Consider the following 25,813-nt stretch of genomic DNA (forward strand, 5'->3'; position numbering starts at 1 on the left):
ATAATCTCGCCAAAAGGTCAGGGCCGCTGCCGGTGTCTTTCCCTCAAACGAGCCACTCGGCGACGAGCGTCAGGCTGGCATGGAAGATCGCTTGCCTTTGGTCGTCTCGGACGGTGACCGAGATCGCATACGGGTCGTCATTGGGGAGGACGTCCTTGGCAATAAGTGTGAGTGCGGCGATGGCCTCTCGCCGTGCGGCCTCCCGGTCCTCCAATTCCAGCCCGGTGCTATCGCGGACACTCATCCGTCCGTCGTCAGTGTCGAAAAAGAACAATGCCATCAAACAATTCCTTCACTCATGCGCTTATGACGTCGAACCCTCGTCAAGATGAAGGTAATCGGGATCGAACTCGGAAAATTCGATCATCCTCTTGAAGTCTGTAACCACGATCCTTCGCCCCTGGAGCGACACCAGCCCCGCGTCCCGAAGGCTCGCCATGACCCGTTGGGCGTGCACGTGAGAGATGCCGAGAATGTCGGCCAGTTCTTCCTGCGTCAGCGGCAACATGCTCCCGAGCGAGAGGCCGACCGCCTTCAGTCGGAAATGCATCTCGCACAGCAAATGCGCCATCTGCCGATCCGATCTTCGTTTGCCCATGTTCACGAGCCATTCGCGCAGAATCGCCTCGTCGACGAGCGTCGCCCACCAGAGCGAGCGCTGGATTCTCGGGTAATTCTCCAAGAGATCGTCGACCGTGCTACGGGGAATGTCGACGATTTTGCATTGGGTGAGTGTGCCGATGCTGTGATCCATCCGCTTCAGGATCGAGATATGAAGATCGCAGAAATCGCCGGGTAAAAGCAGCGCGACGATCGCCCTGCGCCCGTCCGGCATCAGCTTGTAGCGACACGCGATGCCCTCGATCACGAGGCGCACGGCATCGGGACTCTCGCCCTGCCGGATCACATCCGTTCTGGGCCCGAGGTAGTAGGCCTCCTTGGTCACGGCCGTCAGCCGGTCGCAATCGTCTTCGGCCAGAAAGCCTCCGTGCTTCAGTTTCCTAGTGAGGATTTCCGCCATCATGGCTCCTTGTCCTATCTCGCGGACCCGCGGGAAATTCGACCGTGAGCACCGTTCCGCCATTGTCGCCTGCGGTCCAGCGGGCGCTCCCGCCGATCTCCGAAGCAAGGTCTCGAATGAGTTCGTACCCCTGGCTTTTCGTCAAATTCGCATCGTCGGGCATACCATCGCCGTCATCGGAGACACACAGCCGCCCAGCGCCCGCAGACGACAGGCTCACCTCGATGTCGATATGGCCGTTGACGTTCAACGCCGCCGGATACGCATGCTTGATGCAGTTGGTGACGGCTTCCTGCAGGATGAGCGCGATCGCCCCGGTGCATTGGCGCGACAGGCCGGAGAGATCGTCCCGCCGCACCGAGATCTCGATGCTGTGCGGCAATGCGATCTGCCGCCAAAGCTGCTCGACCCCGTCCAGATATCGATGCAGCCCCCCGTCTTCGGCGATTGAGAGACCGGTCTGAAGCTGCGAGACCGTCAATATCTGGTCGAGGACAAGCGCGAGGCGCGAGCGCGCTTCGGGGGTCTCGGCCTCTCTGAGTTGGCGGCGGGTGTGTGCCGACAGAAGCTGGAAGCTATTGGCCATCCGGTGCCGGATTTCCGCGACGCGATCGGCCTCGACGCTCTCGTGGGATATCTGTGTCACGTCACTGCCTTTCCGAGCCATTTCCTGATGCATCGACGCTGAATTCATGGGGCGCGGCTGTCTCGAACAATTGTTGGGTTAAGCCCATTACACGCTCACGCCTTTGTGGGCGGGCGGAGGCTTGCCGACGCGAATGGGGCAACGCGGCGGGTTGCGCTCAATCCGAAGGCTCCAGGAACAAGTTGCTGCCCACTTTGTTCCAACGGCCGTTCGCCGGGATCGACCCCCTGACGACGCGCAACAGCAACGCATGACGCGGGCCGCATTCGGCCCGGACGGAGGGTTTAGCAATCACTTTCTTTCGGAGTCTTTCAGCCGCCGGTTTCGCGGCGACCGCAATCAGCTACGGCCCCGGCCGCATGGGGTTCGGCCTCTTCGTGCCCCAATTCTCGTCCACATTCTCGATGTCACCCTCCGCGGTGGGCACGGTGTCCAGCATCGGCTTCGTGGGGTTCTTCCTCGGCCTGCTCGTCGCCCAGTTCTTCCTGAACCGCCGGGGACCGGAATTCCCGGTCCTGACCGGATTGAGCGCGGCGACCGCCGGGATGGCGATTGTCGCACTTGCTCCGACTGTCGGCGTTCTGGCGCTCGGCATCTTCCTCGCGACTTCGAGCGCCGGCTTTGCCTGGACCCCCTTCAACGACGCGGTGCACCGCAAGGTCAGCGACGTGGACCGCCCGACCGCGCTGTCGCAGGTCAGCACGGGCACCAGCGTGGGGATCATGGGCGCAGGCGCTTTGGCCCTGGCAATGGTCGTGATGGAGTTCGACTGGCGGATCTGCTGGTCGGTCTTCGCCGGGGCGAGCGCTCTGGCACTTATTGGCAACTGGGCAGCTCTGCGCCAGGTGGACAAGGCCCCCGAGGAGGCCCCCGATCGGAGTTGGGGCGACCTTCTCAATCGGTGCGCGCTGCCCCTTTTCTCCATCGCCTTCGTGTTCGGCATCACCTCCGCCGTCTACGTGTCCTTCGCGGCAGACCGCTTCGCGCAGGCGGAGTATCCCGGGCTCCCCGAAGACGCGACGCCGTCCGTCCTCTTCCTCTTTTTCGGCTTCTTCGGGCTGAGCGGTCTCTTCACGAAGCGGGCGCGGGATGCGGTCGGTCTGAGCCTGCTGGTGCGTATCCTTCTTGTGGTCGCAGCTGTATCGCTTGTTTTCGCAGCGTTCGAGCCCGGAAATTGGGTAGCGCTCGTCGCTTCCGCCGCCCTGCAGGGGATCAACGTGATGATGACGAGCGCGGTGCTCGCCTTCTGGTCCGAACGTCTATTCCCGTCCTTCCCCGCGCTCGGCTTTACGGCGACGCTTCTGGCGACCGCTGCGGGCAGCGTGATCGGCCCGGCGATCGCAGGCATGGTCGCCGGGAGCTTCGGGCCCGCCGCGATGTTCTGCGGAACGGCGGCGATCCCGCTCCTCGCCGCCTTGTCGTTGCGCGCGAGGTTCGTTTTGGAACGGCCCGCGAGGATGGTGGCGACTTGAGAGGGAAGGCGCGCTGCCACCCCTGCCCCGCGCAATCGCGGCGCGCTGCGTTCCGCAGCAGGCAGGAACATATCGCGCCAGCTCCTGTTCCCGGCTCAGACCACGCTGCTTTGCGCGGTTGCCAAACACGAGAGGAGAAGCTCATGTCACGGCACTATGACGATATGACCGAAGAAGAGGCCCGCCGTGCCCTGTCGCGGCGGCACCACCCAGACGAAGGCGACCCGGAAGACCGCAGATCTCGGCTCGAACAGTTCGGCTATCCAGCGGCGCCGATGGCTGGAGGCTATGCTTGGCCATTCCTCCCGCCCGTCTATGGCGGAGCACCTTACGATCCGGACCCCTATTGGCGGGCGAGACCCGCGCAGCAGCGCGGCGCAGGACGTGAAGCGCACGGCGGACGGAGCTTCATGGACCGGGCCGGCGACGAGGTCGCTTCATGGCTGGGGGACGAAGACGCCGAAGCGCGTCGGGAAGAGGATCATCGCGGGCGCGGCCCGAAGGGTTACCGGCGCTCGGATGCCCGGATCGAGGAAGATGTTCACGACCGGCTCACCGACGATCGGCTGGTGGACGCGCGCGAGATAACCGTCAGCGTCGCGGATCAGGAGATCACGCTGGACGGCTACGTGGACTCCCGCCGCGCCAAACGCCGGGCCGAAGATTGCGCCGACAGCGTCTCCGGCGTCACCCATGTGCAGAACAATCTGCGTGTCCGGACGGCGGAGTGACGCTGTCGCAGCAACGAAACGCAAAGCGCGGCGGCGCCGTCGGGCGCCGCTGCGCCACGCCCCGGAATGGCCGGGTGCGCCATCGGTGTGAAGCCTCGCCATGGATTGCGCTTATCCGACGGAGGCATCCGCCAAATATAAACCGGTTTGCCTCGACCGCCGTAAAAGGCATAAGGAGGCAAGGCATGGAAAAAGAGCACGACAAAAAGCCTCCAGGCGAGGATTTGGATGAAGCGCTCCGGCAGCAGGCAGGCGAGGTCTGGAACAAGGATGTTCCCGAACGCCTCGTGTCGCTGGCACGACGCCTGGGCAAACGCCTCGATGAACGCGACAAGCCCGAGTAATCGGCGCGATCCGCAACGTCCTAGAGTTCAACTCTAATCTTCGAGGGGATCGTTCGGCGCGCGGGCTTCGAGGTCTTCGACCACCATCGCGCGTGCGCGGTTGGCGCGGCTCTTCACCGTTCCCATCTCGATACCGAATAGATTTGCCGCGTCCTGGTAACTTTCCCCCAGCATCACGACGACGATCAGAACCTCGCGGTAATGACGCGGCAGTCGTTCGACGGCACGCATCAGCTCGCCGCCCCGCACCGACCAATCCTGCGTGGCCGGCGTCGACAAGGTGGTCGAGACGCAATCCTTCTTGCCTGTCGTCGAGCGTTTCGATTTCGCGATGTTGTTGAGGAAGGTATTGCGCATGATCGTCATCAGCCACGCGCGCAGGTTGGTCCCGGATTGAAAGCTGTCGACCTTGTCGATCGCCTTGACCAACGTGTCCTGAACCAGGTCGTCCACGTCCTCGTGCCGCTTGGTCAGCGCCCAAGCATAGGAGCGCAGCGCCGGTATGAGTTCGATAATGTCGCGTTCCTTGCTCACGCCAACCTGTCCTTCTCGTTGAGGACTCAATGAAACGCGAGGGGGCGAAGTTCCTGCCGAGCGAAGTGTGAGCAGCGACCCGCTGAGACGTTGGCGGCAATGCGGCTCCCTCTAGCTGGAAAAGTCTGGTTCAAAATGTGCTCGGGCCTAAGCGGCGAAAACGCAGGAAGTTCCGACAGAAAGCCAGAATAAGTCCCGCGCGAACGTCGGGGACAGCGGTTGTCCGGTCCGACCGGCAATCGAGCGCTGTGCGGTGACGCGGTTGCAGAAAGGTCAGCTTCGCGGCTTGCTGTCATACCCCAAGGGCCGCGCAAGCAGGAACCGAACAGGTCAGCCGTTTGTTGATTTCCCGAACCAGACAGGAGACACGCCATGAAATACGGATGGAGACTTCTTTTCATTCCGCTCTGGGTGCTCTGCATTGCCGGAGCCGTTGTGACCGCCTTTCTCGCATTCGACTGGATGAACTGGCAGGCCTTCGTCGTGGCAGGCCTGATCGGTCTGCTAGCGGGCGTTCCGGCGGGCCTTTGGAACACGTTCAAGATCAGACGGGAGGACCCGGACTGGAACCGGTCGCCCTCGCGCAGCGGCGTCACCTGAACCGGCTTCGCGCCCCTGCCGGATGGCGTTGGCGCGTTCGCCGGTTTCGGCTTTTACGCAAGGAAAATTCAGTTGCTCCATGCGACAGGCCCGTCGCCCACCCGAGGACCAAGGAAGGCGTTCGATGACGAACAAGGAAGATATCGAATACGTGGACGGCAAGGCACGTTCAGGGTCGGCGGAAGCCAGCCAGCTACGCGAAACCATCGACAAAGGCGGCGCGGGTGATAAGGTGGGGTTCAGCGACCCCGCCGCCGCGCCTCTCGGCACCGATGACGAGGCGGCCGGCACACCTCCGAGCCCCGATCAGGTACGTATGGCACAGCGTCTGGAGGGTCGCCGGTCCGAGGCGGAGATCGAAAAGCAGACTCCGGCCGAACGCAACAGCGGTATCAGCAAGTGGACCGCCGTCGCGATCGCCGTCGCGGTCCTCGTCGTCCTCGTGGTGACCTGGATGTGGATCGGCTGACTCGCCCGATCCGCCCGGATCCCGCGCAGTCCGTCGGCGCGGCCGAGGGCCCGGGCCCTCAAGACCAGAGAAAATGCAGCGCGCTACCGATCGCGCCACCGACCACGGCCGATATCCCGGCAACGAAAGTGAGGCGCCTCTCATGCGCGCGGCGGCGTTCATCTGCCTGTCGATGAATTTCCATGCGCGCGATCCAGACTTCGTGGGGATGTGCTTCCGCGCCGAGCGACGAACTGAGGTAGAGATCTGCGAGCGGAAACCCCTTCACGCGCTCAACTGCGATTTTCACATCCTCGGCCCGGTTCATGTCCAAGCCCGTCAGGGCCGTTTCGACCATTCTATGGGACACGACCGGGTCGGCCTGCTCCCCCTCCAAATGAGACTCCATCTGCAAAGCCTTCCATCATCAAAACCCCAGCAAGCCGCCTGCCGCAATTTTAGGCAACGCGTAAAATTGTATCCCTGACAATCGCTCACCGAAGAAGGCCCCCATTTCCCGCCGGGGAAAATGCGGCTGCGACAAGCGCCCTCAGCTCTATTGAACCTTTTTGGGAAACCGAAGCGGCGAACGCGGGTTGGCTCTGCATAGGCAGGGGATTTCGAAGATCCCCTGACGTAACGCGGCACGCAAGGACACGCTCCGATCGATCACCATGAGTCAGGAGGCACACGCGTGGAACATGCGACGTTCGACCCGGGCCTGATCGGCCACGTTTCCCGCGCGGCCGGGTTTACGCTCGGGCTCCCCGTCCCTCGTGAGCGCAAAAGCGAGGCCGATATCCTCCGCTCTGTGAGCGGAGGCGGGTGACGCCATGGTGCTTGCAGGTCGCATTTCCGACTTCATCCGGCAGACGATGGCCGGGGGGCCAGACTGGCTCGGGCCCGCAGTCGTGCTTCTGGGCGCGCTCCTGCTGTCCTTGCTGCTGCATTGGCTGCTTTTCCGCGCCCTTAGGCGCTGGGTGGACGCTGGCAGCGGCATGGCGGGCTCGGCGCTGCGACAGGCAAAGAGACCGATGCGGCTGGCATTTCTGCTCGCGGCATTGGCGATCGCGGTGCCGCGCACCGACCTGCCGTGGCGGTTGCAGGACGTATTGGGGCACATATTCCTGATCCTCCTGATCGTGCTGATCGGCTGGACCTCGATCCTGCTGACCCGAAACCTGAGCGACCGGGTGATCCGTCGCCAGCGGATGGACCTCGATGACAACCTTGCTGCGCGCAAACTGGTGACGCAGTTTCGTGTCCTGCGGCGCACCGCGACGATCCTGCTGACCATCTTTACCGTCATGGGCGTGCTGCTGACCTTCGAGACCGTACAGAAATACGGCGTCAGCCTGTTCGCCTCGGCGGGCGCGGCCGGCCTGATCCTCGGGCTCGCGGCGCGCCCGGTTCTGGCCAACCTGATCGCGGGCATCCAGATCGCGATCACTCAGCCGATCCGGCTGGAGGACGTAGTGATCGTCGACGGCGAATGGGGCTGGATCGAAGAGATCTTTGCCACTTACGTTATCGTGCGGATCTGGGACTGGAGACGCATGGTGGTGCCGCTGAGCTATTTCATCGAACAACCGTTCCAGAACTGGACCCGCGAAAGCGCGTCGATCATCGGCGCCGTGCACTGGTATCTCGACTACACCGTGCCCGTGACCGAAGTGCGCGAAAAGCTCGAAGAGATCGTCCGCGAGTCGCCGCATTGGGACGGCCAGGTGATCAACCTTCAGGTCACCGATGCCGACAAGGACACGATTGCGCTGCGCGGTTTGATGAGCGCACGCACCTCGCCGCAGGCTTGGGACCTGCGCTGCGAAGTGCGCGAGAAGCTGATCGCGTGGCTGCAGGAAGCCTACCCCGAGGCGCTCCCGAGGATGCGCGCGGAACTCCTTTCTTCCCCCGCTGACACCGGCGCGTCGCCGGCCTGATCCGCGACCGACCACAGGAGAGCTGCCATGGATAACGACATGAACATTTCGACCCTTGCGCTGCTTGGCGGCGCGCATGTTCATCTGCCGGACCACCTGCAGCAGATGAAGGCGCGCGGCTTTCGTGTCGGCTACGTGCATGATCGCGATCCGGACCGCCGCGACCGGCTTTGCGCCGAGCTTGACGCCAAGCCCCTCGCGACGCTCGACGCCCTTCAGGGGCTGCAAACGGCGGGCGCAGTCGTATGCAGCGAGACGGCCCACCATGCCACCGATATCGGAGCGGCGATGTCTGCGGGTCTGCCGGTCTTTTCGGAGAAGCCGCTCGCCGGTAGCGCCCGCGACGCTGAGGCCGTGGCGCAGGACTCCGCGAAGGCCGAAGCGATACTGCACACTGCGTATTTCTTCCGAACCGTGCCCGCCCTGCGCAAGGCGAAGGGTTGGGTCTCCGAGGGGCGGCTGGGCGAGGTACGATCGGCGAGAATGCTCTTCAATCACGACGGCGGCTACGCGGACTGGCTGAATCTCGACAGTTGGATGACCGACCCGGAGCTCGCCTGCTACGACGGGTTCGTCGACGAGGCGGTGCACGCGATCGACGCCTTGCAGTGGATACTCGGGCCGATCCGCGAGGGACATGCGGCCACCGGCAACGCGCTGGGGTGGCCCTTGAACGATCACGGTGCCGCAATCCTGCGCTTTGCGAGCGGCGCCACCGGCGTTGTCGAAGCGGGCTGGACCGACACCCGGATGCGGCTCGAACTGGACCTCGTGGGCGATGCTGGTGCGATTTCACTCAAGGAGGGCGAGATGACGCTGACCCCGCGCGGGGCCGAGAGCCCGACCGAGCGCATGGTGCTCGATCCGCTCGACGCGGGCACCGGAATCCTGCCTTTCCTGAGCGCGCTCGAAGGCCGTGCCGCACCGGGGCTGGTCTCGGCCGCCGAGGCGGCGCGCGTCAACCGGGTGCTGGACGATCTCGGGCTTCGGCTCAACTGAACACGCGAAAGGAGCACGACGATGGATTATGGACTTCAAGGCAAAACGGCCCTGATCACGGGCGGCGCCTCGGGCATCGGCAAAGCCGCCGCCAGAACGCTGCTGGCCGAGGGCGCGCAGGTTATCCTCGTGGACCTCAAGGGTGACGAGGTGTCCCGCGCCGCCAAGGAGCTCGCCCACGGCACCTGCGCGCTTCAGGCCGACCTGCGCGATCCGAACCAGATCAAGGGTCTCGCCGCCACCACGCAAGAGCGCTTCACCATGCCGGACATCCTCGTCTGCGCGGCCGGTGTCACCGGCGCCAAGGGGCACCCGCTCGAGATGACGGACAGCGACTGGCACGACGCGTGGGAGAGCGATTTCATGTCGGTCGTCCGCACCGTGCGCGCCTTCGAGCCGACGATGGAAAACCGCGGCTGGGGTCGCGTCGTCATCCTCTGTTCCGAGAATGCGGCGCAGCCCTACGAGAACGAGGCGGTCTATAATGTGGCCAAGGCGGCGCTTCTCAATTTCGCCAAGGGGCTGAGCGGGGTGGCCGCGCGCCGGGGCGTGCTGGTCAATTGCGTCTCACCCGCCTTTATCGAGACACCCATGACCGATGGGATGATGGCCCAGAAGGCGGATGCGGAAGGCATCAGCCATGACGAAGCCGTCCGGAGCTTCTTGAAATCGGATCGCCCGTGGCTGGCGCTGGAGCGGCGCGGCAGACCCGAGGAAGTGGCCGCGACCATCGCCTTCCTGTGTTCCGAGCAAGCCAGTTTCGTTGTCGGTGCCAATTACCGCGTGGACGGCGGCTCGGTCGCCTCCATCGCCGTGTGACGGTCGGGGGTCGAAGACGCGCTTGGTGCGTAGATCAAGCCGTCGCCGGAGGGCCCACGCCGCCATGGCAAAACGCCTCAGGATCAGGAACCGGCGCTAAGCGGCGAGTCCGCCTCGGGAGAGGCGACCGCCACATGCCCCAGCTTCGCCTGCACCTCGCGCTCGTATTCGCCGACGCGCTGGACATTGTGCATGATCCGCGCAAACCACCGCATCGCATCAGTCGCCTGAAACGTCTCCTGCATCGTGTAGAGCCCAACATGCTCGCCCAGCAACAGGCCGCGCCGGTGCCGCGCGAGGCGATGGGCGACCGGGTCGGCCATCCGCGCCATGCGCTCCCCGATCTGCGGCAGATCGAGCGGACGTTCGGGTGACAGGCAGGCGGCGAACCATTGCGCGGGTCTGGGCGTGATCTTGCCGCGCAACAGGATCGGGATGTAGCCGCGGTGCTCGGCCTGCTCCACCAGACGCATGAGATGGTCGGCCTGATGCATCAGAGCGGCGAAGGCGGCGGCTTCGGCGGGCCGGTCTCGCGGGACCGAAATCTGCGCCATGTAATCCTTCAAGTCATCCAGAGCGATCGCGATCCGTGGCCCCAGCGTCGACATCCGCCGCAGATCGCGCGCGGGGCCGATCGCCAGCGAATAGGCTGCGAAAATCTCCTGCGCGGCCCAGATCACCATGGAATGCGCCGCTTGCATCGCGGCCCCTTCGTCGCTCAACAGGCGACGGTCCAGTTCCGGGGGCGCCCGCCCGCCGAGATCGGGCCGCAATTTCGCGACGAGCGTGGCGAATTGGCGGGTAACGGGAAGAAAGACCAGCGTTCCCAGCAGGTTGAACCCGGTGTGAAACAGCACGAGCGCCGTATCGACCCCGGTTCGCGCCGCCAGCCCCTCCAAAGGAGCCGCGACCAGTTGCAGGAGGGGAAAGGCGATCACCATCGTTCCGCAATTGAACAGCAGGTTCGCGATCGCGGTCTGCTGCATCGCGCGCGATCCCCCGAGGGCCGCGATCAGCGCGGTGAAGGTGGTGCCGAGGTTCATCCCGATCACCGCCGCAGCCGCCTGGATCAGCGGCAGCGCACCGTTGCTGACCAGCACCAGCACAACCGCGATCGCCGCCGAGGAGGATTGCATCACCACCGTGACCGCGATCCCCAGCGCCGCCATCGCGAGCAAGCCGCCCACCCCGGTTCCAGGCGTGCGCTCCACCGTGATCCAGGCCTCCGCCCCGGACATTCCCTGCTGCATCATGTCGAGCCCAATGAAGAGCAGGCAGAAGCCGGCGAGGACGCGCCCGATGCGCGCCGCCCGGCCATGCGAGAGAAACAGCGTCAGGCTCGCGAAGAACAAAAGCCCCATCGCCACCGCGCCCAGTTTCAGCTTGAAGCCCACCAGCGACACGATCCAGCCGGTGACCGTCGTGCCGATATTGGCGCCGTAGATCACGCCGAGCGCTTGCGGAAAACTAAGCAGTCCCGCGCCGACGAAGCCGACCGTCATCACCGTCGTCGCCGAAGACGACTGGATCACCGCCGTCGTCACCAGACCGCTCGCGACGCCCTTCAGCGGCGTGGTGGTGAACCGCGCCAGCAGGCGGCGCAGATTGGACCCGGCGGCTTCGCGCAGCGCCTCGGTCATTATCTTCATGCCGAGCAGGAACAGCCCGACTCCGCCAAGTGCCGCCAGTGTCTCCGACATGGTTCTCCATCCCTCGCGATCGAGCATGCGGCCGCGCGACACGGAATTCAAGCGCCGGCAGGAACGCCTCGCAAGGTTCTGTTTTGCCGGATGAATTCGTGATCGTCTGGCGTCGAAGACGGCAGTGCACGTTCGGCGCCCCCGCAGTCGCGGGCTAACCGCGGGCGATGAATTCGAAAGAGCACTTCATTCCGGGCTTCGGCGCTTGAGGTTTCCTATCTACATGTCTCGCGGGGGCACTCCGCTGTTGCGTGACCCCTCGATGAACGCCGATCCTTAGTCGCAGCTATGGATGCGCGTTGCAGGTCGGCGCGGCGGTCGCGGACGGGCTTTGGGAACTGCCGCAATTCGCGCGACTAGCCTGAGCCCGCGCGCCGCCCTGTCACAGGTTTCGCACGGAAGTCTGAGTGTTGGCATCGCCAGAAGTGGGCTATGCTCGCGAGGGTACCGCGCCTCCCGCGGTGCTCGGAAACGGTAGGAACGCGGCATGAGCCAATCCTTGAACCGCCTCGTCGAGCGGCAAATCCAGAAGGCCCTTGCGGAGGGCCAGTTGAGCGGGCTTTCCGGCGAGGGCAAGCCGCTCCCGGATCGCTCGGGCGAGGCATTTACCGACATGGCGACCGCCGTGGCCGCCCGGATCATGGCCGAAGCCGGCGCGCTGCCCGAGGAGTTCAAACTCAAGAAGCTGCTGGATGCGGCCAAGCAAAGCTACCGGGAGGCGGAGGGAGACGAGGCCAAGCGCGTCGCTATGGCGCTGATCGCCGATCTGGAACAGCGCTACAACATCGCGGTCGAGGCGCGGCGGCGGTTCATGGCGCCGTAGGACGCGCCGGGTCATCGTTGGCGCGATGCGCTTGACCCAGAACAAGGATTTCGGCGCGGAAAATGACGATGGTGGGGCGGCCCCTGAACGCACATCCATGGTCAGCCGAATGCCAGTCGCACCCGAAGACCTGCCCCTGCACGCCACCGCGCGCGCCTTGCTCGCCTTTCTCGCGCTGACCTTCGCGATCACCTGGGGCGTGATCGGCAGCTACATCTTCTTGTCCGCAGAAATGACCGCGCGGTTCGGCCAGATCAGCGGCTCCCACCCACTTTTCTTCCTCGCAACCTGGGCTCCGGCAATCGCAGGGTTCACGGTGGTCTTGTTCTCTGCCGGGCTTGGCGGCTTGCGCCGGTTCCTGTCGCGCCTTCTGATCTGGCACTGCCCGGTCTCGTGGTGGGGCTTCATCCTGCTCGTGATCCCGCTCGTCTTCATGGCGGGCTCACTGATCAAGGGCGGGCCCCTGCTCGCGCCGATGCCGCCCGAGGGCGTGGGCGCGACGGTCAGCGTGATGTTCATGATGCTGCTTCTCGGACCTATCGAGGAGTTCGGCTGGCGCGGCGTCGCACAACCGCTCTTGCAGCGCCATGTCGCCCCGTTCTGGGCCGGCGTGCTGATCGGCGCGATCTGGGGCATCTGGCACCTGCCCGCCTTCTACCTCACCGGCGTGGTCTTCGCGCAGTGGAGCTTCCTGCCCTTCTTCATCGGCAATATCTCCCTCGCGGTTCTGGTCACGCCGATTTTCAACGCGGCGCGTGGCAGCCTGCTGCTGCCGATGCTGTTTCACTGGCAGCTCATCAATCCGTTCTGGCCGGATGCGCAGCCTTGGGACACCTGGATACTGGTGGGCGTCGCCGCGTTGGTCGTCTGGTGGAAGCGCGAGAAGATGTTCACGCGCGCGGGCGCCGTGACTGAAGTGGTCCCCGGTGAGGCACGGCCATGAGGCGATGTGGCACAGGCAGACACAATCACTTGGGAAAGCGGATTTCGGTCACATCGACGAGGAAGAAGGGGAAATAGTCCTCGGTTTCGAAGTTGTTCCCCGCTTCCACATGGGTCGGCAATCGGAACCCGTCGACATTACGGAACTTCGAGAGATAGCCGCCGAATGGCTGAAGGCGGTAACGCTTTTGCGGGTTCGCATTGCTCCAGCGCCGGAAGCAGACCTGCTCCGGCCGGCCACTCTCGGCGACGGTGAGGTCGACCGCCTGCTCCAACCCGTCACGGCGCATCGTCATCCGGGCGATGTTCCTCGAGACCGGCTCCCAGGTCACATTCGGGCCCGGCAGCACTGCCGCGGGCGTCCAGAACACTGCCTCGGCCACGTAGCGACCGAAGGCGGAGCGTTTATGATCCGGGTTGCCGCCGAACCGGGCCACGGGGGCGAGCCCGGCGACCCAGAACCGGGTCCATTTGTCGCTGTCGGAGCCGCTGAGGCGCATTCCACCGGAGCCGCCCGACATCGTCCAGACAAAGCCGTGCGGCGCGGCGAGCACCTGCGTGGCGCGCATCGGCATGTAGCCCGGCGCGGATTTGTCACCCATGCCGAACTGTCCGTGCATCTCCAGCCGTGCGACGGTGTAAAGCGGCGTCCCCTCCGCGATGGCGAAGGTGAAAAACCGCCGCGCGGGTTCGGGAAGATCGGCGACCATATCGGCAGAGAAGCGCGGCGGATCGACAGGCTGCGATGCGCTCAGTCGCGCCATCTCTGCGCGGTCGGCGCGCCGATCGAGACGCCGCCTCGCGAAAAGGCCGAAAAGCCCGATGGCGAGGATGGCGAATATCCAAAGAGCCATGCAGCTTCCCTACCTTTCCACGCTCAAGCGACCACGCGGCAACCGCCGCATCCCGAGCCGGATGATAGCATGAAGCGATCAGCGCAGGGCACGCCCTCTGACCTCTGCGTCCCGTTCGCACGGGTCATCGAAGAGATCGAACCACGCCTCGGAACATGTTGCGCGCGCGACCGGGGCGCGCCTGATATGCCTGTGACACAGCGCCTCTTCCAGCTCGGAAACTTCCGCGCTCTTGAGAAAACGGTAGGGGAGGAACGGGTCGGTTCGGGATGCCATGTGAGTTCCTTTCGCGAAAAGGGCCCCGTCACGCGCGCGCCGGGACCGGAGAAAAACGATATCAGCCGGGCAGACGCCGACGCGCGAGCGTACGCAGCAGCCCCTCGTAGCGGCCCAGCTCGTCCTTCAGACGCAGGCGACGCCGCTTGAGCCGTTGCAGAACACTCATGTCGCGCCAGGCCCGTTTCTGCTCCTGCTCCACACGCGCATCGAGGTCGCGATGCCGCGCCCGCAGGGCTGCGATACGGGCCGCGATGGCGGCATGGGTCCGATCCGAAAGGCTCATCTCTAAACTCCTGTAAAGATTGGGGTTCACTCGTGCCGAGGGGGGATCCTCGCGGGGAGACTGCGGGGGGACACTATCCGCCGCCTCCGTCATTCGCGCTCCCTCAAGGCCCCCTCGACAGATCAGAGTTGGGGTTGCGGGCTGGTAAGCTCAATCCTAAGTATCCTGAAGTTGTGATCGGAAATTCCTATGGATAAGCCGCGCCTGCCGACCCTGCGCCAACTCGAATATTTCCGCGCCCTCGCGGATGCCGGGAACTTCCGCAAAGCGGCCGAGCGTGTCGGCGTGAGTCAGCCCTCGCTGAGCCAGCAGATCGTCAATCTCGAGGACACGCTCGGTGCAGCCCTCGTCGAACGCGGACGCAGCGGCGCGGTGCTGACGGCTGCCGGGCGCGAGGTGCGCGCGCGGATCGACGGCATTCTCGACGAGGTCGCAGCCCTTGCGGGCCTTGCCGAACATACACGCGCGGGCCTTGCCGGGACCTATCGGCTCGGGGCATCGGCGACATTCGGGCCCTATCTGCTGCCGAGCGTGGTGCGACGGCTCCACGCCGAGCACCCCGAGCTGCGCCTGTTCATCCGCGACGGGCAGCCGAGCGCCCTGCTCGACGATCTGCGCGCGGGCCGCCTCGATCTGGTCCTGACGCAGCTGCCGGTGCTCTCGTCGGATTTCACCGTCACCCGACTGTTCCGCGAACCGCTCCAGCTTGCCGTCGCCGGGGATCATCGCCTTGCGGAGAAGACAAACGTCGAGGATGCCGATCTCGCGGGCGAGACGCTGCTCGTTCTGTCGAACGGGTTTTCGCTGCATGCCCAGCTTGTCGAGCTGGCGCGCGAGATGAAAACCACCCTGCGGCAGGATTACGAGGGAAGCAGCCTCGATGCGCTGCGCCAGATGGTGGCGATGAATATGGGCATCACGCTCCTGCCCGCGCTCTATGCCCATTCGGAGGTCGAGCAGGCCGGACGGGATATCGCCCTCGTGCCCTTCCGGCGCGGGCGGGTGATGCGCTCGATCGGGCTGGTGACCCGGCGCAGCGCGCGCATTCCGCCGGTCTTCGCCGAGGTGATCCGCGAGGTCGTGCGCACAGACTTTGCCAAGGTGCTTCATCCCGAGAGCTGATTGCCGGGACGCGGGCGACAGGGATGCGGTCACGCGCCCGTGAAATTGCAGTTCCGGCCCCCTGCCCCTATCGTGCCGCGGCAGCCGCCGATCAGGCGCGCAGGACTGGCCCTATGGGAAATTCCCGACTGGCCCTGTCGCACCGGCAGACCACGAACACAAGCGGGCCGCGACCGCCGCGCCGAGACGCGTGGCCCGACAGGCGGAAAGACAGGAAGGCCCCTTCATGACCAAGACCGCCCTCATCACCGGAGCCACCGCAGGGTTCGGCGACGCAATCGCCCGCCGTTTCGCCCATGAGGGCTGGAAGGTCATCGTGACCGGGCGCCGTCAGGAACGGCTCGATGCGCTGGTCGAGGCACTCGGCGGACCAGAGGTCGCGCATCCCCTGTGCTTCGACATTCGCGACGAGGCGGCGACGCGTGCAGCGCTCGAAAGCCTGCCCGAAGGTTTCGCGCAGATCGACGCGCTGATCAACAATGCGGGCCTCGCGCGCGGCACCGCGCCTGCGCAGGACTGCGATCTGGATGACTGGCGCGCGATGATCGACACCAATATCACCGGGCTCGCGGTGATGACGCGGCTCACGCTGGATCGGCTGATCGCGCGCCGCGGGCTGATCGTGAACCTCGCCTCGATCGCGGCGAACTGGCCCTATCCGGGCGGCAATGTCTATGGCGGCACGAAAGCCTTCGTGCAGCAGTTCTCGCTTGGGCTGCGCTCGGACCTGTCGGGCACCGGCGTGCGCGTGACCTCGATCGAGCCGGGCCTATCGGAGAGCGAATTCACCCTCGTGCGCACCGGTGGCGACAAGGCGGCTTATGACAAGCTCTATGCCGGGGCCGATCCGCTGCAACCCGAGGATATCGCCGAGAGCATCTACTGGGTCGCCGCCCTGCCCGCGCATGTGAACATCAACTCGATCGAGATCATGCCGGTGAGCCAGAGCTGGGCGCCGTTCCAGATCCACCGCGAATAGTCCGAAGCAAGCCAGTCGGAACGCGTGCTCGTGGGCATCTCCCTGTGCGGCGGCATCGTCTGGTGCTTCGATCTGGCGATGCGCCGGAGCGAGAATATGGTCGCGCCTTGGCTGGGCCGAATATAAGCCCGCAAACGGAAAGGCCGGGCATCCCTGCCCGACCTTCGCCAATTCCGGCCGCGCCGCGCTCGGATGCGCGCACCGCCGTTTTCGGTCAAGCGCCGGGCAAGCTCATTTCGGCATCAGCCGGTAGAGAGCGCCCTCGCCCGCGTCCTCGATGATCCAGACCTCGCCATTGGGCCCCACGGCCACGTCGCGCACACGCATCTGCAGATTCCAGCGCGCGATCTGGTCCGATCCGTCGCCCGCCACCAGCGTCAGCCCCTGCCCGGCGAGCCCGCCGATCAGCATATCGCCTTGCCAGTCGGGAAAGTCGCGGCCCTGATAGACCGCAAGCCCTGCCGGCGCTATCACCGGCGTCCACCAGAGCTTCGGCGCAGCGAATTCGGGCCGCGTGTCGTGATCCGGGATCGGCTGGCCGGAATAGTGTCGGCCGTTCGAGACCGCGTTCCAACCGTAATTCCTGCCCTTCTCGATCAGGTTCAGCTCGTCGCCGCCACGCGGGCCCATCTCGTGCTCCCAGAGCTTGCCGTCCGGCGTAAAAGCGAGGCCGTATTGGTTGCGGTGCCCCTCAGTCCACGTTTCGGCGCGCACACCGCCCGCCCCTTCATGGGGATTGCCGGGCGCGGGCTGACCTTCGCGGGTCAGGCGCAGGATCTTGCCGCGCGGGTTGCCCGGGTCCTGCGCGGTGTCGGGCTGCATCCGGTCGCCGACCGTGAGATAAAGCATTCCGTCGGGCCCGAAGGCGACGATCCCGCCCGGCTGACCACGCCCGCCCGGCGTCTGCTGCCAGATCGTCTTCAGCTGCGTGAGCTGGGTGCCATCCAGCACCCCACGCGCCAGATGCAGCGCGTTATCCGGCGCGACATAGGTGATATAGACCTCGCGCGTCTCAGCGAAATCGGGCGGCACCGCAACATCGAGCAGCCCGTTCTGGCCGCTATATTGCACCTCCGGCATGCCGGCCACCGCCTGCGTCTCTCCGCCCGTGACATGCCACATCTTGCCCGCCTTGCCGGTCACCAGCACCGAGCCGTCGGGCAAGGGCGCGATCGCCCATGGGTTTTCCAGCAGCGCCACCGGCTTGAGGACGAAAGGAAGATCGCGGCTTATCGGCTTCTCGCCCACGTTCTGCGCGGCGGCAGGCGCGGCAAGGGGCGCAAGGCCGAGGCTCGAGAGGACGGGGATCGTCAGGGCGAGCGCCAGAGCGGCGGGCAGACTCGGAAACGGGTTCATGAAGCACCTCCTCCCCTAGAGATGGGGCGGGGGCACGGAATGGGAAGGGCGCGCGATGGCAACGGGTGCGAGGGGCGCAGCCCCTCTGCCTGCGGCATTCACCCCGGGATATTTCGGCAAGCCCGAGGATTTGAGCGCGCCTCTTTGCTTCGGGTTTGCGAAAATATCCCGGGGGGACGCGCGCAGCGCGGGGGGCAGAGCCCCCCTGCCGTCACTTGAAGTTGCGGCTGTCCTTCAGCTGGTCCCAGGCCCAGACGACTTCCTGAAGCATCTCTTCCTGCGAGCGGTCGCCGCCGTTCATATCCGGGTGCAGCACCTTGATCAGCGCCTTGTAGCACTTGCGGATCTCGGCCTTGGACATCGAGTCCTTCGCCTCGAGAATGTCGAGCGCGCGGCGTTCGGTCGGCGGCAGCTTGCGCCCCATCGTCCGGCCCGGGTTCTTCGTGGCGTTGTCGCCGAGGATCTCATGCGGGTCCGAGATGCCGTGACGCGCCCAGCCCGCCTCTTCCTTGGCCTTGCTGAAGGGCTTCGTGGGCCGCTCCCAGACGGTCGCATTATCCAGGAAAGCCTGGAATTCCTCCTCGGACTGACCTTGGAAATAATTCCAGTTCAGATTGTACTCGCGGACGTGGTCCTTGCAGAACCAGTAGTAGTCGTCGAGGATTTTCGGGCTTTTCGGCGCACGGTACTTGCCCGGCTCGTTGCAGCCTTCCTTGTCGCAGATCCGGGTCGAGGTCTCGAAAGCCCCCGACATGCCGCGTCTGCCACGCGAGCGGCGCTTCTTGTCCGCCGCGGCCGAAATGTTGAAGCCGAAAGGATCGCTGTTGCTCATGCTTGCCTCTTGCCTGCTACCCGAATGCCACTTCGGGGCGGCATTTGGGCCTGCCTCCGAGTCGGGTCACGCAGTCTACTGGAAATGACGGATGTTGAAAGGGGGTCGGGCGGAAATGGGGCCGCTAATTGCGCGGATCAAGGGCGAGTAAGGAGCGTCGCGACGGCAACGCGACTGGCGCGCCGGTGCGGGCGCGCGGCACGTTTCGGGTGGATTGGTCCGGTTCCAAGCCGCCCTGCCTTCGCCCCGTCCGTAACGGTCAGTCCCCGTCGCCTGACGACCCGTCGCGGCTGGCGCGCAGTTTCGGCGCACGGCCCTCGGGCGCATCGGCGAGAAGCGCGCGGCGCTTGGCCTCGGGCGCGTCCTCGTCATTCGCCGCAGCCTCGGGATCGGGATGTGCACCGATCGCCTGCGCCGGATCGGCGGTGGTCGGGCGGCGGAATACCAGCAGGTTGTGATAGACCGTGGACTTACCCGTCAGGCCGGTGCGCTCTTCCGCAGGCAGGGTCTCTGCGCGCAGGTATTCCCAGCCGCGCGCCGCCATCTCGTTCATCACACCGGAAAGCGCATGGGCGAAACGGTCGGCGCCGGATTTCAGGCCGCGCTCCTTGTCGCCGCGCGCGGGCGCCGGGATGACCTTGTATTCGTAATGCTGCATGATGCACCTCAAGCTTTCGCGTCTTTCTAGCGGATGCCGGGTCCGGGTCAACTCACTCCAAGCCACACTGGCGGGAACGGGCCGATAAAAGCCCCGCGCATCGCGCACCATCGCCCCCTTGCACGCCTGCGCGCGATGGTTCACAAATCGACCCAACCACGAAAGGACGTCCGCGATGCTCGACCAGACCGCCAAGCCCACCGAAGAAATCGACCTGCGCGAGGTGTTCGGCCTCGATTCCGACATGAAGGTCAAAGGGTTTGCAGAGCGCACCGACCGCGTGCCGGAGATCGACTCCACCTACAAATTCGACCCCGACACCACGATGGCGATCCTCGCAGGCTTTGCCTATAATCGCCGCGTGATGATCCAGGGTTATCACGGCACCGGGAAATCGACCCATATCGAACAGGTCGCCGCCCGCCTGAACTGGCCCTGTGTGCGCGTCAACCTCGACAGCCACGTCAGCCGGATCGACCTGATCGGCAAGGATGCGATCAAGCTGGTCGATGGCAAGCAGGTGACGGTGTTCCACGAGGGCATCCTGCCCTGGGCGCTGCGCAACCCGACCGCGATCGTCTTCGATGAATATGATGCGGGCCGCGCCGACGTGATGTTCGTGATCCAGCGGGTGCTGGAAGCCGACGGCAAGCTGACGCTGCTCGACCAGAACGAAGTGATCACGCCGAACCCCTATTTCCGTTTGTTCGCGACCTCGAACACGGTGGGTCTGGGCGACACGACGGGCCTCTACCACGGCACCCAGCAGATCAACCAGGGCCAGATGGACCGCTGGTCGCTGGTCTCGACGCTGAACTATCTCAGCCACGACGCCGAAGTCGCGATCGTTCTGTCGAAGAACCCACAATACAACACGGCCGAGGGCCGCAAGGTGATCAGCCAGATGGTGACCGTGGCCGACCTGACGCGGACCGCCTTCATGAATGGCGATCTCTCGACGGTGATGTCGCCGCGCACGGTGATCGCCTGGGCCCAGAACGCGCGCATCTTCGACAATATCGGCTACGCGTTCCGCCTGAGCTTCCTCAACAAGTGCGACGAGCTGGAGCGTCAGACCGTGGCCGAGTTCTACCAGCGCCTCTTCGACGAGGAGCTGCCGGAATCGGCGGCGGCCATCGCCTCGTGATGCCGCGCCTCGCGATCCGGGGCGTGCTTCTCGCGGCGCTGCTGCCCTTCGCGGCGGCAGCCCAGGAGGCGCCCAAGGATGGCGAGATTTTCGCGGCGCTGACCGGCGATTGGAACGGCGACGGCACGCAGGATGCGGCGATGCTGGTGCAGAACGGTGCGGATGCAGCCGATCTGGTGGTCTATCTCGGCGATCCGACCTTCGGACTGAAGCGCGAGATGACGGTCGAGCGGGTTGTCTTCTCCGGTCAGGCAGGCGGCCAGACGCCATCTCTCGAGCCGCTTCCCAACGGCGCGTTCAGGCTGCATTCCGAGCAGATCGGCATCGGGCGCAACCCGTGGGAGAGCACCTATTCCATCGCGTGGCGCAATGGTGGTTTTGTCGTCTCGGGCTACAGCTACAGCTTCTACGACCGTATCGATAACGAGAATACCGGCACCTGCGACGTCAACCTGCTCAATGGGGATTACGTCATGACACGGCGCGGGCAGGAGGCGAAAGGCTCGCAGGATCGTCGCGCCTTCCCGCTGAGTACGCTGCGCGCGGACTGGATGCCGATGATCTGCTCGGGGCTTTTCCAGTAACCGCTCGCGCTGCGACCTCTTCGCGAGGAGCGGCGCAAAAAAAGCCCGGCACAAAGGCCGGGCTGGTACTCGTTACTCAACTAACTACGAAAAACAGGCGGGGTCGGATCAGGCGGCCTGACGGTTTTCTGCTTCGATCTTGGCAAGTTTCGCCGCCTGACCCCAGAAGGCCATGTCGTCGAGCAGCGTTTTCGCCGGACCGTCGAGATGGTCGCCCAGTTCCGCGATCGGCGTGCCCTGCGAGGCCTTCACGAAATCAGCACCGCCAATGCTGACCGCACCCGCGACGGGCACCATGCCGAAATTGATCGCGACGAGGCGCAGATGCTCGACCGCGCGGGCCGCGCCCACGCCGCCATAGCCGACGGTGCCCAGCGGCTTGCGGCGCCAGCCCTCGAACGCGTAGTCGAAAGCGTTCTTGATCGTCGCGGGAATTGAGTGGTTGTACTCCGCCGTCACCACGATGAACCCGTCGAATTCCTTGAGCTTTTCGCCCCAAGCGCGCGCGTTCTCGCTGGTCACGGTTTTCGCGGCGGGCGGGCCTGCCTCGTCGAAGAAGGGCAGCGCGGCTTCGCGCAGATCCAGAACCTCGTAGCGCATGTCGTCGCGCGCCCCGATCTTGGTCTCGAACCATTCGAGCGCGCGGTCGGCGAAGCGACCTTCGCGGGTCGTGCCGACGATCAGGCCGATATTCAGGGTCTCGCTCATGTCGAACTCCTTTCCGGTATGTCGCACGGGAAGGCCCTCGGGGGAGGAAGGGCCACGGGGGGAGACGTGCTGTCCGTGTTGCGAGTTAACCTAAGACGTAATCGCCCGCTTCCAACCGGGAGTTATGTGCGGATGCGAACGAGTGTCGCGCGTCAAATGCGGGAACCGCGCCGGCGGCGCTGCCCGTCTGCGCCGCATCACCCGCTTACGCGATCGGCTCTTGCGGGTCGGCGCGCGCGGTGCTTTATCTGAGGCCATGAGCAAGCCTTCCGACAACCCCGCGGATCCCTTCAAAAAGGCGCTGGCCGAAGCCACCAAGACGATGGCCGACGCGCCCGACATGACGGTGAGCTACACGGTCGATCCTTCAGGAATGACCGCCGATACGATGCGCCTGCCGCAGGTTTCGCGCCGGATGAGCCGCGACGAGGTTCTGCTGGCGCGCGGCACGGCCGATGCGATGGCGATGCGCCGCCGTCACCACGACGCCAAGATCGACAGCCGTTACGCCCCGTCGGGCGAGTTGGCGAGCGCGATCTACGAGGCAATGGAGACCGCGCGCTGTGAAGCGTTGGGCGCGCGCGACATGCCGGGCACCCTGTCGAATATCGACGCCAAGATCGCCCATGAGGCAGAGCGCAAGGGCTACGCCCAGATTCGCGCTCCCGAGGAAGCGCCGCTCTCGGTCGCCGCGGGGTATTTCGTGCGCGAACTGGCAACCGGCCGGAAATTGCCGCCCGGCGCGGATAACGTGCTCGATCTGTGGCGCCCCTTCATCGAGCAATCGGCGGGCGACGATCTGGAAAACGTCAAACACGTCCTTGCCGATCAGGCCGCCTTTGCGCGCCTCACCCGCAAGGTGATCGCCGATCTCGGTTATGCCGATCAGTTGGGCGACGATCCCGACGAGGAGATGGGCGACGACGCCGAGGACGAGCAGGAAGAGAACGCCGACGAGGAACAGGGCGAAGAGCAGGCCCGCGACGAGCAGGAAGACGACGACGCCGAGGCCTCGCCCGAATCCAGCCAGGAAGCGCAGGACGACCAGACCCAGACCTCCGTCAGCTCCGACGATCTCGCCGATCAGGAAATGAGCGACGAGATGGATATGCCGCAGGCCGATGCGCCGCTGGAGCCGCCGCCGCCCCCGCCGCATTCGCAGGCCGACCCGAATTACGTGGTCTACACGACCGAATTCGACGAGGAGATCGCCGCCGAGGACTTGGCCGAACCGGCCGAGCTGGAGCGTCTGCGCCTTTATCTCGATCAGCAGCTGGACCCGCTGAAAGGAGCTGTCTCGCGGCTCGCCAACAAGCTGCAGCGCCGCCTGCAGGCGCAGCAGAACCGTGCGTGGGAATTCGACCGCGAGGAAGGGATGCTCGATGCGGGCCGCCTGGCCCGTGTCGTCGCGAACCCGACCACGCCGCTCAGCTTCAAGGTCGAGAAGGACACCGAGTTCCGCGACACGGTGGTGACGCTACTGCTGGATAATTCCGGCTCGATGCGCGGTCGCCCGATCTCGATCGCGGCGATCTGCGCCGACGTGCTCGCTCGCACGCTGGAGCGCTGCGACGTGAAGGTCGAGATCCTCGGCTTCACCACCCGCGCCTGGAAAGGCGGGCAATCGCGCGAGAAATGGCTTGCAGATGGCCGCCCGCAAAGCCCCGGACGCCTCAACGACCTGCGCCACATCATCTACAAGCGGGCCGACGCGCCGATGCGCCGGACGCGGGCCAATCTGGGCCTGATGATGAAGGAAGGTCTGCTGAAGGAGAACATCGACGGCGAGGCGCTGGAATGGGCGCATCGCCGGATGCTCGCCCGGACCGAGCAGCGCAAGATCCTGATGGTGATCTCGGACGGTGCACCGGTGGACGACTCGACGCTGTCGGTGAACCCCGCGATCTATCTGGAGAAACACCTGCGCGACGTGATCGCCATGGTAGAGCGCCGCCGCGCGGTGGAGCTGATCGCCATCGGCATCGGCCATGACGTGACGCGCTATTACCAGCACGCGGTGACGATCACCGATGTGGAGCAACTGGCGGGCGCCATGACCGAACAGCTCGCCTCCCTCTTCGACAGCGATCCGCGGGCCCGCGCCCGCTTCCTCGGGATCAAGAAGGCTATCTGATGTTTCAGGATTTCTCGGTGCAATCGCGCCCCGAACTGGGCCCGCCCCGGCTGGCGGCGCTGCGCGAAGCCATGTCAGCCGCCGGGCTCGACGGCTTCATCATTCCTCGGGCCGACGCACATCAGGGCGAATATGTCGCGCCTTGCGATGCGCGTCTGGCTTGGCTGACCGGCTTCACCGGCTCGGCGGGCTTCTGCATCGCGCTGCCCGAGATCGCAGGCGTCTTCGTCGATGGCCGCTACCGGGTGCAGGTACGCGCCGAGGTCTCGCTCGACCACTTCACGCCGGTGAGCTGGCCCGAGGTGAAACCAGCCGACTGGTTGACGGAAAACGCCCATGCAGGCGCCAAGATCGGCTTCGACCCGTGGCTGCACACCAAATCCGAGATCGCGAAGATCCGCGAGGGGCTTGAAGGCACCGGCATCGCGCTGATCGAAAGCGAGAACCTCGTGGACCGCGTCTGGGACGACCGCCCTGCCCCGCCCGCCGAGCCCGCCCGCATCCATCCGGCGGAATTCGCAGGCGAGACTGCGGCGGAGAAACGCACGCGTCTGGCCGAAGACCTGCGCGAAGAGGATATCGCGGCCGCCGTGCTCACCCTGCCGGATTCGATCTGCTGGCTGCTGAACATTCGCGGCGCGGATATCCCCCGCAACCCGGTGGTTCAGTCCTTCGCGGTGCTCTTCGACGACGGCACGGTGAAGCTCTTCGCCGATGACGCGAAATTCGACGCCGATCTGCGCGCCCATCTGGGCGACGGGGTCTCGATCCTGCCGCCCGACAGCCTGACCGCCGCGCTGGAAGCGATCGAAGGCCCGGTGCTGGTCGACCCCGACAGCGCGCCGCTCGCCGTCTCTCTGCTGCTGGCCGATCACGACACCAAGATCGTTGAGACGCGCGATCCCTGCATTCTGCCGAAAGCGCGCAAGAACGCAGCCGAAATCGCGGGCATGGAAGCCGCCCATCTGCGCGACGCCACCGCGATGGTCGAATTCCTCAGCTGGCTCGACGCGGAGGCCCCGAAAGGCCAGCTGACCGAGATCGACGTGGTCACCGCCCTCGAGGGCTTCCGCCGCGATACCAATGCGCTGCTCGACATCTCCTTCGAGACGATCTGCGGCGCGGGCGGCAATGGCGCGATCGTCCATTACCGCGTGAACGAGGACACCAACCGCCCCGCGAAACCGGGTGAGTTGCTGCTGGTGGATTCGGGCGGGCAATATGTCGACGGCACCACCGACATCACCCGCACCGTCGCCGTGGGCGATGTACCGGAAGACGCCAAACGTCCCTTCACCCGGGTGTTGCAGGGCATGATCGCACTGTCGCGTACGCGCTTCCCGCGCAACGTGGCGGGGGCCCATCTCGATGCGCTCGCCCGTGCGCCCCTGTGGGCCGAGGGCTGGGATTACGATCACGGCACAGGCCACGGCGTCGGCGCTGCGCTTTGCGTGCACGAAGGCCCCGCGCGAATCTCGCGCGTCTCGACCCTGCCGCTCGAACCCGGAATGATCCTGTCGAACGAACCGGGCTATTACCGCGAAGGCGCATTCGGCATCCGGATCGAGAACCTGATCCTCACCGAAGAGGCCGAGGCCAAGGGCGACAACCGCGACCAGCTCTCTTTCTCGACGCTGACCTGGGTGCCGATCGACCGCCGGCTGATCGACATCGATCTGCTCGGCCCCGAGGAGCGCGACTGGCTCAACGCCTATCACGCCGAGGTTCTGGAGCGTATTGGGCCCAAGGTCAGCGAGGGCGCCAAGGCGTGGCTGCAAACCGCCTGCGCGCCGATCTGAGGCTGCGCGCACAGTATGCCGGGGATGCCTCCGGCGGGGATATTTTTACCAAGCCGAAA

Annotated in this window: 28 protein-coding genes; 16 read left to right on the plus strand and 12 right to left on the minus strand. The window is 65.2% G+C overall.

Features of this window, described 5'->3' with window-relative positions; all coding sequences use genetic code 11:
- Window positions 1–43 precede the first annotated feature (43 nt).
- Genes BMG03_RS13730 through BMG03_RS13740 form a run of 3 tightly spaced genes read right to left on the minus strand, consistent with a single transcriptional unit; the run spans window position 44 to window position 1,700 of the window.
- Window positions 44–280: a DUF6894 family protein gene (locus BMG03_RS13730; RefSeq protein WP_075775570.1), complete on the minus strand. Its 237-nt coding sequence runs from the start codon at window positions 278–280 to the stop codon at window positions 44–46.
- A 24-nt stretch (window positions 281–304) separates the two neighbouring features.
- A complete protein-coding gene (locus tag BMG03_RS13735) occupies window positions 305–1,021 on the minus strand; it encodes a Crp/Fnr family transcriptional regulator (RefSeq protein WP_077701264.1) in 717 nt (238 codons plus the stop codon).
- Window positions 1,002–1,700, minus strand: a complete 699-nt coding sequence (locus tag BMG03_RS13740) for a sensor histidine kinase (protein ID WP_075775572.1) — start codon at window positions 1,698–1,700, stop codon at window positions 1,002–1,004. The genes BMG03_RS13735 and BMG03_RS13740 overlap by 20 nt, the downstream gene beginning before the upstream one ends.
- Window positions 1,701–2,005: 305 nt before the next feature.
- Here BMG03_RS13740 and BMG03_RS13745 point away from each other — a divergent pair, with 305 nt between their 5' ends.
- The 3 genes from BMG03_RS13745 (at window position 2,006) to BMG03_RS20790 (ending at window position 4,214) form a co-directional block, all read left to right on the plus strand.
- On the plus strand, window positions 2,006–3,139 hold the full coding sequence (locus BMG03_RS13745; RefSeq protein WP_279627841.1) for an MFS transporter: 1,134 nt from the start codon (window positions 2,006–2,008) through the stop codon (window positions 3,137–3,139).
- A gap of 143 nt (window positions 3,140–3,282) precedes the next feature.
- On the plus strand, window positions 3,283–3,870 hold the full coding sequence (locus tag BMG03_RS13750) for a BON domain-containing protein (RefSeq protein ID WP_075775574.1): 588 nt from the start codon (window positions 3,283–3,285) through the stop codon (window positions 3,868–3,870).
- Between the two features lie 185 nt (window positions 3,871–4,055).
- Window positions 4,056–4,214, plus strand: a complete 159-nt coding sequence (locus BMG03_RS20790) for a hypothetical protein (protein WP_157771597.1) — start codon at window positions 4,056–4,058, stop codon at window positions 4,212–4,214.
- A gap of 33 nt (window positions 4,215–4,247) precedes the next feature.
- Here BMG03_RS20790 and BMG03_RS13755 read toward each other — a convergent pair whose 3' ends face one another.
- Entirely contained in the window at window positions 4,248–4,748 is a 501-nt protein-coding gene (locus BMG03_RS13755) for a sigma-70 family RNA polymerase sigma factor (protein ID WP_233243130.1), read from the minus strand.
- Between the two features lie 372 nt (window positions 4,749–5,120).
- On the opposite strand from BMG03_RS13755, the gene BMG03_RS13760 reads away from it, so the two are divergent.
- Window positions 5,121–5,348, plus strand: coding sequence for a hypothetical protein (locus BMG03_RS13760; RefSeq protein WP_075775575.1), 228 nt, complete (start codon window positions 5,121–5,123; stop codon window positions 5,346–5,348).
- Window positions 5,349–5,472: 124 nt separating this feature from the next.
- On the plus strand, window positions 5,473–5,817 hold the full coding sequence (locus BMG03_RS20955; protein ID WP_075775576.1) for a hypothetical protein: 345 nt from the start codon (window positions 5,473–5,475) through the stop codon (window positions 5,815–5,817).
- A gap of 58 nt (window positions 5,818–5,875) precedes the next feature.
- Here BMG03_RS20955 and BMG03_RS13770 read toward each other — a convergent pair whose 3' ends face one another.
- Entirely contained in the window at window positions 5,876–6,193 is a 318-nt protein-coding gene (locus BMG03_RS13770; protein ID WP_146696204.1) for a hypothetical protein, read from the minus strand.
- A gap of 436 nt (window positions 6,194–6,629) precedes the next feature.
- Between BMG03_RS13770 and BMG03_RS13775 the strand changes: the two genes are divergently transcribed.
- From BMG03_RS13775 to BMG03_RS13785, 3 genes are read left to right on the plus strand one after another with little or no spacing between them, the layout of a single operon-like run.
- On the plus strand, window positions 6,630–7,736 hold the full coding sequence (locus BMG03_RS13775; protein ID WP_088727787.1) for a mechanosensitive ion channel family protein: 1,107 nt from the start codon (window positions 6,630–6,632) through the stop codon (window positions 7,734–7,736).
- 27 nt (window positions 7,737–7,763) lie between these two features.
- Complete coding sequence (locus BMG03_RS13780; protein ID WP_075775578.1) at window positions 7,764–8,735, plus strand: Gfo/Idh/MocA family protein; 972 nt, start codon at window positions 7,764–7,766, stop codon at window positions 8,733–8,735.
- Between the two features lie 21 nt (window positions 8,736–8,756).
- Window positions 8,757–9,554: an SDR family NAD(P)-dependent oxidoreductase gene (locus BMG03_RS13785; protein ID WP_075775579.1), complete on the plus strand. Its 798-nt coding sequence runs from the start codon at window positions 8,757–8,759 to the stop codon at window positions 9,552–9,554.
- 83 nt (window positions 9,555–9,637) lie between these two features.
- Here the strand turns inward: BMG03_RS13785 and BMG03_RS13790 are convergent, their stop codons facing one another.
- A complete protein-coding gene (locus BMG03_RS13790; RefSeq protein ID WP_077701266.1) occupies window positions 9,638–11,254 on the minus strand; it encodes a Na/Pi cotransporter family protein in 1,617 nt (538 codons plus the stop codon).
- Between the two features lie 487 nt (window positions 11,255–11,741).
- On the opposite strand from BMG03_RS13790, the gene BMG03_RS13795 reads away from it, so the two are divergent.
- Both BMG03_RS13795 and BMG03_RS13800 read left to right on the plus strand, forming a co-directional pair.
- Window positions 11,742–12,077 (plus strand): DnaJ family domain-containing protein, encoded by a 336-nt coding sequence (locus BMG03_RS13795; protein WP_075775581.1) that lies wholly within the window; start codon window positions 11,742–11,744, stop codon window positions 12,075–12,077.
- Between the two features lie 31 nt (window positions 12,078–12,108).
- Entirely contained in the window at window positions 12,109–13,020 is a 912-nt protein-coding gene (locus tag BMG03_RS13800) for a CPBP family intramembrane glutamic endopeptidase (RefSeq protein ID WP_244270954.1), read from the plus strand.
- Between the two features lie 25 nt (window positions 13,021–13,045).
- Here the strand turns inward: BMG03_RS13800 and BMG03_RS13805 are convergent, their stop codons facing one another.
- Both BMG03_RS13805 and BMG03_RS13815 read right to left on the minus strand, forming a co-directional pair.
- Complete coding sequence (locus tag BMG03_RS13805) at window positions 13,046–13,873, minus strand: DUF6544 family protein (RefSeq protein ID WP_075775582.1); 828 nt, start codon at window positions 13,871–13,873, stop codon at window positions 13,046–13,048.
- Window positions 13,874–14,210: 337 nt separating this feature from the next.
- On the minus strand, window positions 14,211–14,435 hold the full coding sequence (locus tag BMG03_RS13815; protein ID WP_075775584.1) for a DUF465 domain-containing protein: 225 nt from the start codon (window positions 14,433–14,435) through the stop codon (window positions 14,211–14,213).
- 189 nt (window positions 14,436–14,624) lie between these two features.
- Here BMG03_RS13815 and BMG03_RS13820 point away from each other — a divergent pair, with 189 nt between their 5' ends.
- Entirely contained in the window at window positions 14,625–15,557 is a 933-nt protein-coding gene (locus BMG03_RS13820; protein WP_075775585.1) for a hydrogen peroxide-inducible genes activator, read from the plus strand.
- 226 nt (window positions 15,558–15,783) lie between these two features.
- A complete protein-coding gene (locus BMG03_RS13825) occupies window positions 15,784–16,536 on the plus strand; it encodes an SDR family oxidoreductase (RefSeq protein ID WP_075775586.1) in 753 nt (250 codons plus the stop codon).
- 231 nt (window positions 16,537–16,767) lie between these two features.
- On the opposite strand, the gene BMG03_RS13830 is transcribed toward BMG03_RS13825, so the two are convergent.
- The 3 genes from BMG03_RS13830 to BMG03_RS13840 form a co-directional block, all read right to left on the minus strand.
- Entirely contained in the window at window positions 16,768–17,892 is a 1,125-nt protein-coding gene (locus BMG03_RS13830; protein WP_075775587.1) for a PQQ-dependent sugar dehydrogenase, read from the minus strand.
- 211 nt (window positions 17,893–18,103) lie between these two features.
- Window positions 18,104–18,724: a DnaJ domain-containing protein gene (locus BMG03_RS13835; protein WP_075775588.1), complete on the minus strand. Its 621-nt coding sequence runs from the start codon at window positions 18,722–18,724 to the stop codon at window positions 18,104–18,106.
- 259 nt (window positions 18,725–18,983) lie between these two features.
- A complete protein-coding gene (locus BMG03_RS13840) occupies window positions 18,984–19,382 on the minus strand; it encodes a DUF4177 domain-containing protein (protein WP_075775589.1) in 399 nt (132 codons plus the stop codon).
- Between the two features lie 175 nt (window positions 19,383–19,557).
- On the opposite strand from BMG03_RS13840, the gene cobS reads away from it, so the two are divergent.
- Entirely contained in the window at window positions 19,558–20,529 is a 972-nt protein-coding gene (gene cobS / locus BMG03_RS13845) for a cobaltochelatase subunit CobS (RefSeq protein ID WP_075775590.1), read from the plus strand.
- Window positions 20,529–21,113 carry a hypothetical protein gene (locus BMG03_RS13850; protein ID WP_075775591.1) on the plus strand — a complete coding sequence of 195 codons (585 nt, stop codon included), beginning with the start codon at window positions 20,529–20,531 and terminating at the stop codon, window positions 21,111–21,113. The genes cobS and BMG03_RS13850 overlap by 1 nt, the downstream gene beginning before the upstream one ends.
- 108 nt (window positions 21,114–21,221) lie before the next feature.
- Here the strand turns inward: BMG03_RS13850 and BMG03_RS13855 are convergent, their stop codons facing one another.
- Window positions 21,222–21,821 carry an NADPH-dependent FMN reductase gene (locus BMG03_RS13855; protein ID WP_075775592.1) on the minus strand — a complete coding sequence of 200 codons (600 nt, stop codon included), beginning with the start codon at window positions 21,819–21,821 and terminating at the stop codon, window positions 21,222–21,224.
- Window positions 21,822–22,077: 256 nt separating this feature from the next.
- Between BMG03_RS13855 and cobT the strand changes: the two genes are divergently transcribed.
- Together cobT and BMG03_RS13865 are read left to right on the plus strand one after the other, a co-directional pair.
- Window positions 22,078–23,955: a cobaltochelatase subunit CobT gene (gene cobT, locus BMG03_RS13860; RefSeq protein WP_075775737.1), complete on the plus strand. Its 1,878-nt coding sequence runs from the start codon at window positions 22,078–22,080 to the stop codon at window positions 23,953–23,955.
- Window positions 23,955–25,754: an aminopeptidase P family protein gene (locus BMG03_RS13865; protein WP_075775593.1), complete on the plus strand. Its 1,800-nt coding sequence runs from the start codon at window positions 23,955–23,957 to the stop codon at window positions 25,752–25,754. Before cobT ends, BMG03_RS13865 begins: the two co-directional genes overlap by 1 nt.
- Window positions 25,755–25,813: the final 59 nt, after the last annotated feature.

It is taken from the genome of Thioclava nitratireducens (genome assembly GCF_001940525.2).
Classification (GTDB): Bacteria; Pseudomonadota; Alphaproteobacteria; order Rhodobacterales; family Rhodobacteraceae; genus Thioclava; species Thioclava nitratireducens.

What these genes read in the sequence shown, in the direction of transcription:
- BMG03_RS13750 (WP_075775574.1), top strand. Translation starts at nt 3,283, where the DNA reads ATGTCACGGCACTATGACGATATGACCGAAGAAGAGGCCCGCCGTGCC.
- BMG03_RS13785 (WP_075775579.1), top strand. Translation starts at nt 8,757, where the DNA reads ATGGATTATGGACTTCAAGGCAAAACGGCCCTGATCACGGGCGGCGCC.
- BMG03_RS13855 (WP_075775592.1), bottom strand. Translation starts at nt 21,821, where the DNA reads ATGAGCGAGACCCTGAATATCGGCCTGATCGTCGGCACGACCCGCGAA.
- BMG03_RS13830 (WP_075775587.1), bottom strand. Translation starts at nt 17,892, where the DNA reads ATGAACCCGTTTCCGAGTCTGCCCGCCGCTCTGGCGCTCGCCCTGACG.
- BMG03_RS13760 (WP_075775575.1), top strand. Translation starts at nt 5,121, where the DNA reads ATGAAATACGGATGGAGACTTCTTTTCATTCCGCTCTGGGTGCTCTGC.
- BMG03_RS13835 (WP_075775588.1), bottom strand. Translation starts at nt 18,724, where the DNA reads ATGAGCAACAGCGATCCTTTCGGCTTCAACATTTCGGCCGCGGCGGAC.
- cobS (WP_075775590.1), top strand. Translation starts at nt 19,558, where the DNA reads ATGCTCGACCAGACCGCCAAGCCCACCGAAGAAATCGACCTGCGCGAG.
- BMG03_RS13815 (WP_075775584.1), bottom strand. Translation starts at nt 14,435, where the DNA reads ATGAGCCTTTCGGATCGGACCCATGCCGCCATCGCGGCCCGTATCGCA.
- BMG03_RS13795 (WP_075775581.1), top strand. Translation starts at nt 11,742, where the DNA reads ATGAGCCAATCCTTGAACCGCCTCGTCGAGCGGCAAATCCAGAAGGCC.
- cobT (WP_075775737.1), top strand. Translation starts at nt 22,078, where the DNA reads ATGAGCAAGCCTTCCGACAACCCCGCGGATCCCTTCAAAAAGGCGCTG.
- BMG03_RS13730 (WP_075775570.1), bottom strand. Translation starts at nt 280, where the DNA reads ATGGCATTGTTCTTTTTCGACACTGACGACGGACGGATGAGTGTCCGC.
- BMG03_RS13865 (WP_075775593.1), top strand. Translation starts at nt 23,955, where the DNA reads ATGTTTCAGGATTTCTCGGTGCAATCGCGCCCCGAACTGGGCCCGCCC.
- BMG03_RS13850 (WP_075775591.1), top strand. Translation starts at nt 20,529, where the DNA reads ATGCCGCGCCTCGCGATCCGGGGCGTGCTTCTCGCGGCGCTGCTGCCC.
- BMG03_RS13825 (WP_075775586.1), top strand. Translation starts at nt 15,784, where the DNA reads ATGACCAAGACCGCCCTCATCACCGGAGCCACCGCAGGGTTCGGCGAC.
- BMG03_RS13820 (WP_075775585.1), top strand. Translation starts at nt 14,625, where the DNA reads ATGGATAAGCCGCGCCTGCCGACCCTGCGCCAACTCGAATATTTCCGC.
- BMG03_RS20955 (WP_075775576.1), top strand. Translation starts at nt 5,473, where the DNA reads ATGACGAACAAGGAAGATATCGAATACGTGGACGGCAAGGCACGTTCA.
- BMG03_RS13740 (WP_075775572.1), bottom strand. Translation starts at nt 1,700, where the DNA reads ATGCATCAGGAAATGGCTCGGAAAGGCAGTGACGTGACACAGATATCC.
- BMG03_RS20790 (WP_157771597.1), top strand. Translation starts at nt 4,056, where the DNA reads ATGGAAAAAGAGCACGACAAAAAGCCTCCAGGCGAGGATTTGGATGAA.
- BMG03_RS13735 (WP_077701264.1), bottom strand. Translation starts at nt 1,021, where the DNA reads ATGGCGGAAATCCTCACTAGGAAACTGAAGCACGGAGGCTTTCTGGCC.
- BMG03_RS13840 (WP_075775589.1), bottom strand. Translation starts at nt 19,382, where the DNA reads ATGCAGCATTACGAATACAAGGTCATCCCGGCGCCCGCGCGCGGCGAC.
- BMG03_RS13790 (WP_077701266.1), bottom strand. Translation starts at nt 11,254, where the DNA reads ATGTCGGAGACACTGGCGGCACTTGGCGGAGTCGGGCTGTTCCTGCTC.
- BMG03_RS13775 (WP_088727787.1), top strand. Translation starts at nt 6,630, where the DNA reads ATGGTGCTTGCAGGTCGCATTTCCGACTTCATCCGGCAGACGATGGCC.
- BMG03_RS13805 (WP_075775582.1), bottom strand. Translation starts at nt 13,873, where the DNA reads ATGGCTCTTTGGATATTCGCCATCCTCGCCATCGGGCTTTTCGGCCTT.
- BMG03_RS13780 (WP_075775578.1), top strand. Translation starts at nt 7,764, where the DNA reads ATGGATAACGACATGAACATTTCGACCCTTGCGCTGCTTGGCGGCGCG.